The organism is Pseudoalteromonas sp. SANK 73390, assembly GCF_054966645.1.
Genome location: NZ_ARPN01000110.1, coordinates 62,638 through 70,254 on the forward strand (window position 1 = coordinate 62,638; position 7,617 = coordinate 70,254).

The 7,617-nt window shown below is 39.5% G+C and carries 5 protein-coding genes; 3 read left to right on the forward strand and 2 right to left on the reverse strand.

Features of this window, described 5'->3' with window-relative positions:
• Positions 1 to 40: 40 nt before the first annotated feature.
• Complete coding sequence (locus tag SANK73390_RS15550; RefSeq protein ID WP_462767052.1) at positions 41 to 2,842, forward strand: ATP-binding protein; 2,802 nt, start codon at positions 41 to 43, stop codon at positions 2,840 to 2,842.
• A gap of 58 nt (positions 2,843 to 2,900) precedes the next feature.
• Here SANK73390_RS15550 and rho read toward each other — a convergent pair whose 3' ends face one another.
• Together rho and trxA are read right to left on the reverse strand one after the other, a co-directional pair.
• Positions 2,901 to 4,160 carry a transcription termination factor Rho gene (rho, locus tag SANK73390_RS15555; RefSeq protein WP_261595077.1) on the reverse strand — a complete coding sequence of 420 codons (1,260 nt, stop codon included), beginning with the start codon at positions 4,158 to 4,160 and terminating at the stop codon, positions 2,901 to 2,903.
• A gap of 207 nt (positions 4,161 to 4,367) precedes the next feature.
• On the reverse strand, positions 4,368 to 4,694 hold the full coding sequence (gene trxA, locus SANK73390_RS15560; protein ID WP_261595078.1) for a thioredoxin TrxA: 327 nt from the start codon (positions 4,692 to 4,694) through the stop codon (positions 4,368 to 4,370).
• Between the two features lie 91 nt (positions 4,695 to 4,785).
• Between trxA and rhlB the strand changes: the two genes are divergently transcribed.
• Entirely contained in the window at positions 4,786 to 6,057 is a 1,272-nt protein-coding gene (rhlB, locus tag SANK73390_RS15565) for an ATP-dependent RNA helicase RhlB (protein ID WP_462767056.1), read from the forward strand.
• A gap of 46 nt (positions 6,058 to 6,103) precedes the next feature.
• On the forward strand, positions 6,104 to 7,606 hold the full coding sequence (gene gppA, locus SANK73390_RS15570) for a guanosine-5'-triphosphate,3'-diphosphate diphosphatase (RefSeq protein ID WP_462767059.1): 1,503 nt from the start codon (positions 6,104 to 6,106) through the stop codon (positions 7,604 to 7,606).
• The last annotated feature ends 11 nt before the right edge of the window (positions 7,607 to 7,617 follow it).

The following is a 7,617-nucleotide window of genomic DNA, read 5'->3' on the forward strand; positions in this document are numbered from 1 at the left end:
CGTGGTGGGCACAAGGATGGTAAAGGGGTTGTTTCATCGGATGATGATATATGTTTTATTGATATTACATATAGGTATCGCTGAAGCTGTACAAGAGTTATCGTTAGCCACACAAATCACCCAATTGGGAGAGATTGATAATTGGCAAGACATTTCCATTCAAGGTCAGCAGTTACTGTCCCACCCAGATTTAACTGAGAAATTACGTTTTGAATTACATAAGTCACTGGCCAGAGAGGCATTTAAACGTGATGATTTTAAAACTGCAGAGGTATATTTAAAGAGAATCGAAACGGAATATGCATCAAGAATAGTGAGTGATGGGTACTATTTTGCTGTTAAGTTATTAGCGATTAGTGCTTATCGTCAAGGTCGCTATTTTGATGCTGTTGAGCTGTATTCGAAAGCATTGGATATAGCCGCTGAGCGTGATAATCCCTTAGAGCTGGCTAATATGCACAATAACTTGGGGTTAGTCTATGTAGATACCAACGAGCTTGACTTGGCAGTTGCTCATTACGGTGAAGCTCAGAAGCTCTATCAGCAACATGGTGATCTACAATACCAAGCAGACATTAACTTAAACTTATCGATGGTATATATCCGTCAATATCGCTTTGATATTGCACAAGAAATGCTTGATACAGTCATAAAACAATTTACCGAATTAAATGATGAATATGGAATTGCTCTTGCGCATTCCTATTTGGCAGAAATATTTATTAAAAAAGGCTTAATGAACTCAGCTAGGCACTATTTACAATCAGCTATTGATTATTACGAATCTGAAAATGATATGGACCATTTAATGATTCAATATGCGAATTTGGCAGATGTAAGTATTGCTCAGGGGAAATTCGATAAGGCTGAAAAGGAAGCAAATTTTGCCTTATATTATGCTGAGAAAATTAATAGCATAACAGGCAGGATGAAAGGCCTTTTTCCGCTAGCAAAAATATTCTTTGTACAAGGAAAGTTAGCGAAGGCAAGGGAAATGATTAATGAATCACTCAGCTTAGCCACACAATTAGGTGCGCGATCGATAGAAAAAGATGAATTAGCTACGTTGGCTTTGATCCAAGCGAGTTTAGGTGAGCATGAAGCTGCATGGGTTAATTTTACGCGCTATCAAACCAAGCAATATGAGTTCTTAAATAAAAATGTACTTGAAAAAATGGTTGAGTATCAAAATCGTATTGAAGATTATGATCTGAACCGGGAGATCACTGAGCTAAAACAGAAGCAGGCTTTTCAGGCGTTGCAAATTGATAAGCGAGAGCAGATTATTTGGCTCAGTGCTATGGTTGTATTATCACTCTTTATTGCGGTTGTGAGCCTTTATTTTAAGCAAGCTGAAAAAAATGCCAAGGTGCAATTACGTGAAAAGGTTGCAGAGCGCACTGCAGAATTGCAAAGAGTTGCTGATGAACTGCGCCAAGCAAATCAAGTTAAAAATCAATTCTTAGCTAATATTAGCCATGAGATTAGAACACCGTTAACCTCTATCATCGGTCAAGCAGAGGTGATGCTCAATGAGCACCAGAGTAACCTTGAACTTAAAGTTCCCCTAAGTGTTATCCAGCGCCAAGGTGAGCATTTAAAAAGCTTAGTGAGTGATGTGCTTGATTTGAGTCGTATTGAAGCGCAACGACTTGAGCTTGAATACACAGAATTCTCAGTGCGAAGTTTACTAGATGATATCAGCGGTATGTTTAACAACGCCTGTACAGTTAAGGGCCTTGAGTTTAATGTTAAAGGCGACTTTGATGATTCTATAATAGTAAACCTCGATTATATGCGCGTTAAGCAAATTTTAATCAACTTGTTGGGCAATGCTGTGAAGTTTACTGAGCATGGCCAGATTGGTGTGCATGTAAGCTGCCAACCGTCAGGGCTCATTTTTAAAGTGTTCGATACGGGTATTGGCATGAGTCATGAACAGCTAGGGCGAGTGTTTGAAAGTTTCCAACAAGGTGATAATAGCATTACGCGTCGTTTTGGTGGTTCAGGATTAGGGTTGTGCTTGTCTCAACAGCTTACCGATATGATGGGTGGCAGCATTAGTGTTAATAGTGAATTGCATAAGGGCAGTGAATTTATTGTGTTTATTCCTTGCTCGCCGATACATAGTGAGTTGCCCAGCATCCAAGAGCAAAAACAAGAGGCTAACTGGGATTATGGTAGCGTATTAGTCGCAGAGGATCATGATGACAATAGGGCTTTGTTTAAGCGTGTTATTGAGCAGCTTGGATTAGAGGTGTTGGTGGCCAAAAATGGTGAGGAGGCTGTTGAAATGTGCTTGAGAGAGTATCCTGATATTGTATTTATGGATATACAAATGCCAAAAATGGATGGCGTGGAAGCTCTTAATTTGTTACATCAATCAGGCTTTGATCAGCCAGTATATGCATTAACGGCTAACGTGATGGAACATGAGATAAGGTCATATTTAAAAGTTGGCTTTACAGGTCATCTTGGTAAACCTTTAGACCGTAAAATGCTGTTGAAGGTATTGCAGCGACATTTATCAAGCACATCAGTGTCTTCGCCTAGTCAAGTTGACATGAGTGATTTAGTTGCAAGCTTTGTGGCAACTTTACCCAGTGAACGAACCTCTATTATAGACTTTTGGCAATCGCAACAATGGTACAATTTGCAAAGAGCGTGTCACCGCTTGTCAGGCGCTGCCAGCACTTTTAACTTTGTCACACTCGGGAATATTGCACGTCAGCTAGAGAGTTTGTTGAAAAGTGAGCAGTACAAGCAGGCTGAGAGTTTGTATTTAATTTTATGTGACGAGTTGTATCATATCAGCGAATCAGAAGAGCTCAGCGCCGGATAAACGATTCTGTGAAACAAAAAAGCCTGTAAAAACAGGCTTTTTATCAGAGTAACATTTCTTATTTACGACGCATTAAGTCAAAAAACTCATCGTTAGTTTTACTCATTGATAATTTATCTATCAAAAATTCCATGGCATCGATTTCTGACATATCATGCACAATTTTGCGCAAGATCCACATCTTTTGCAATTCATCCGTTTTTGTCAGTAGCTCTTCACGGCGCGTTCCAGAGCGGTTAAAGTCAATAGCAGGGAACACACGCTTTTCAGCAATCTTACGATTAAGGTGTAGTTCCATATTACCGGTACCTTTAAACTCTTCATAGATAACTTCATCCATCTTAGAGCCAGTATCAATAAGGGCTGTGGCGATAATGGTTAAGCTACCGCCTTCTTCTACGTTACGAGCAGCACCGAAGAAGCGCTTAGGTTTATGCAATGCATTGGCATCCACACCACCTGTTAGTACTTTACCCGACGATGGGATCACCGTGTTATAAGCACGTGCTAAACGAGTAATAGAGTCTAGCAAGATGACGACATCTTTTTTATGCTCTACTAAGCGTTTGGCTTTTTCTATTACCATTTCAGCTACTTGTACGTGACGATTAGCTGGCTCATCAAATGTTGATGCAATAACTTCACCTTTCACTAAACGCTGCATCTCAGTTACTTCTTCAGGGCGTTCGTCAATTAACAATACCATGAGTGTTGCATCTGGATTGTTATAAGTGATTGACTGGGCAATATTTTGTAGCAACATCGTTTTACCGGCTTTAGGCGGTGCAACGATAAGCGCACGTTGCCCTCTACCAATAGGAGATGCTAAATCAAGTACACGGGCAGTAATATCTTCAGTACTGCCATTACCGCGTTCCATCACAAAACGTTCATTGGCATGAATAGGTGTTAGGTTTTCAAACAGAATCTTAGTACGAGAGTTTTCAGGTTTATCGAAATTGACCTCATTGACTTTTAGCAGCGCAAAATAACGTTCACCATCTTTAGGTGGTCGAATAAGACCGCTGATGGTATCACCTGTGCGCATGCTAAAGCGTCGAATCTGGCTAGGTGATACATAAATATCATCTGGGCCTGCTAAGTAAGAAGCTTCTGAAGAGCGTAAAAAGCCAAAGCCATCTTGTAAAATCTCTAAAACACCGCCGCCGTAAATGTTTTCACCACTTTTGGCGTGGGCTTTTAAAATGGCAAAAATAATGTCTTGTTTTCTAAGACGGGCTACGTTTTCGAGTCCCATGGACTCGGCTAGTTTTACAAGTTCGTTGATTGACTTGTCTTTAAGTTCGCGTAAATGCATATTGGTGGGTTCTTTATTTCACTTGTCATTCTCGATAAACGAGAGAGGTTGATTTGATAAATCTAAAGGTTAGTAGGGATATAAATTAGCAGCTAGGCTGCTGGGCGTCCAGTCTTTATACAAATTTTATGTAAAAAATCTAAAATTAACTGGAAATTCTTACATTACATACCCGTTTTTATAAACGAGTATGTAATTTTCAACGTCTTAAACGTTGCTTTCTAAAAACTCAACAAGTTGAGTTTTAGACAATGCGCCAACTTTGGTTGCTGCAACTGCACCATCTTTAAAAAGTAACAATGTCGGTATACCGCGAATACCAAATTTAGGGGGGGTACCAGCATTTTGATCAATGTTTAATTTACCAATCGTTACTTTGTCTGCTAGTTCTTCAGCTACTTCGCTTAGGATAGGAGCTATCATTTTACAAGGACCACACCACTCGGCCCAAAAATCTACTAATACTGGCTTATCTGATTTAAGTACATCTGCTTCAAAGCTGTCATCGGTAAGTTGAATAATTTTGTCGCTCATTGCGCTCTCCATTAGAATTTGGCGAATTATTTAGTGCGTATTTAAACACTCTTGTTTCTTATTGCAAGTTTAAACGTTATGCTTTATTGCTATGACTAAGACACATTTGACCAATAAAAAATTTTCTGACTTTGCTTTAGCACCGGAAGTGGTCGCCGGTTTAACTGAGAATGGCTTTGAATATTGTACGCCAATCCAAGCAAAGTGTTTACCTTTTGTAGTTGAAGGGCGCGATATTGCGGGCCAAGCACAAACGGGGACAGGTAAAACATTGGCTTTTTTAACAGCCACTTGCCACCGTTTACTACAAACAGAAGGTGTTTCCAGAAAGCACCCAAGAGCACTGATCATGGCCCCTACTCGGGAGCTAGCGATTCAGATACATAAAGATGCACAAGTTATTGCGCCACAGTGTAATTTAAAACTAGGTTTAATATATGGTGGCGAAGAGTATGAAAAACAACGGTCGCAACTAGAAAATGGTGTAGATATTTTAATTGGCACAACTGGACGGCTAATCGACTTTTACAAACAAGGCGCTTACAGCCTGAATGAAATTGAAGTAGTGGTGTTAGATGAAGCAGATCGCATGTTTGATCTTGGCTTTATTAAAGACATTCGTTATTTGTTTAACCGCATGCCTGATACATCAGAGCGCTTAAATTTATTATTTTCTGCAACATTATCTTATCGCGTGCAAGAGCTGGCTTTTGAGCATATGACAAACCCAGAGCATGTTCAGATTGAACCAGATGTAAAAACAGGAAAACGAATTCAAGAGGAGTTATTTCACCCCTCACATGATGATAAAGTTCCATTGCTACTTACTTTGATTGAAGAAGAATGGCCTGAAAAAGCGATTGTATTTGCTAATACTAAGCAAAGTTGTGAAAACGTATATGCTTGGCTTAAAGCTGATGGACATCGAGTAGGGCTATTAACGGGTGATGTTAATCAGAAAAAACGTCAAAGTATTTTGGCGCAGTTTAGCAAAGGTGAAGTAGACTTTTTGGTCGCAACTGATGTTGCCGCCCGTGGATTACATATCCCTGAAGTAAGCCATGTATTTAACTTTGACTTACCTGATGACTGTGAAGATTATGTACACAGAATCGGTCGTACGGCCCGAGCGGGGGCTTCTGGTCATGCTATTAGCTTTGCATGTGAGCAGTATGCTTATAACTTACATGAAATCGAATCATATATTGAGCACTCTATTCCATTGTCACATTATGACAAATCAGCATTGCTAGATGATTTGAACAAGCCTAATATTCAAAGAAAAAGGAACTACTCATCTGGACCACGAAACCGTAATAACGGACGTCGCCAAGGTAGTTACCAAAAGCAACGCTCTAATTAATCATTAGAGCGATCACATTGGTACTTGTTTCTAGAGGTTTAAAGTAGTGACGCAAAAAATTCCTCACAGTGACGTATTTGCGGTTATTGATTTAGGTTCAAATAGCTTTCATATGCTAATTGCACGACATGTTGCCGGTGGTGTGCATACCATCGGACGGGTTAAGCGCAAAGTGCGTTTGGCAGCTGGTTTGGATAGGAATAATGTGTTGTCTGACGAGGCGATGCAAAGGGGGTGGGAATGTTTGGCGCTGTTTGCTGAGCGATTGCAAGATATCCCCAAACAAAATATTAGTATTGTCGCCACAGCAACGTTACGACTAGCTAAAAATGCAGACGAGTTTAAATCGCGTGCTGAACAAATTTTGCAAAACAAAGTCAATGTTATCAGCGGTGAATTAGAAGCAAAGACAATCTATAAGGGTGTTGCCCATACATCTGCATGCTTAGGGCGTCAGCTAGTTATAGATATTGGCGGTGCAAGTACAGAGGTTGTGATTGGTAAAGGGTTTAATGCATTGTTATATAAAAGCCTAAATATGGGTTGTGTAACATATCTAGAGCGCTTTTTTTGTGACGGCTTATTAAGTGAAAAGAATTTTACTGAGGCGATCTCTGCTGCTAATTCAGTGATTAAACCAATTCAAAAAGATTATATTGATATGGGCTGGGAGCTTGCAATTGGAGCTTCTGGTACTGTGCAGGCTATTCAAGAGATCCTTGCGGCTTGCGGTCACAGCGATATGCTGACTTTACAAAAGTTAGAAGAGATCCAAATTCAGGCAATGGCTTGTCAAAGTATAAAGCAGCTTGATTTGCCTGGGCTAGGTGAAGAGCGTCGGTTGGTATTTGTTTCTGGTCTGGCAATTTTAATTGCTCTTTTCAAATCTTTAAAAATTAGTCAAATGGGACTTGCTGGTGGCGCGCTTAGGGAAGGTGTGCTTTATAGTATGATCCCAGAATTACATAATTCTGATATTTGTAAACGAACGCTCGATAGTTTTATGGATCGTTACCACGTTGACAAACAACAAGCTTCCTATGTTACAGAGTTAAGTTTATCTTTGGCTAAACAATTATGTGATGATTGGCAATTAGATATAGATATTGCTAAAAAAATCTTAAGTGCAGTGGCAAGCGTGCATGAAATTGGCTTAATCGTAGATTATAAGCTTTATCATCAACACAGTGCTTATATTTTGAGTCATACATGTATGCCAGGTTACTCCAAAATTGAAAAACAGCTTATTGTGGCTTTAACGGCATCCCATCGAACTGATATTAATATTAAACAGTTCGATAATTTATCTGCAAAGGAAACACTGGCAAAGCGCCTGAGTCGTATTATTCGTATTGCTGTTATTTTATCAATGCGTCGACAAGACGATATAGTGCCACCGGTGCTAATCGTATCTGATGAAAGCGATTCTCTTACAATTAGCTTTGAAGCTGATTGGTTAATTAACCATCCTTTAATGGAAAGTGAACTTGAACAAGAAGTTCAATATCAAAGAAAGGTTGGTTGGGATATACAAATAAAGCGCGATTAAGCGCTTTATTT

Coding starts and splice junctions, on each gene's coding strand:
- SANK73390_RS15550 (WP_462767052.1), top strand. CDS start 41: ATGATGATATATGTTTTATTGATATTACATATAGGTATCGCTGAAGCT.
- rho (WP_261595077.1), bottom strand. CDS start 4,160: ATGCATTTACGCGAACTTAAAGACAAGTCAATCAACGAACTTGTAAAA.
- trxA (WP_261595078.1), bottom strand. CDS start 4,694: ATGAGCGACAAAATTATTCAACTTACCGATGACAGCTTTGAAGCAGAT.
- rhlB (WP_462767056.1), top strand. CDS start 4,786: ATGACTAAGACACATTTGACCAATAAAAAATTTTCTGACTTTGCTTTA.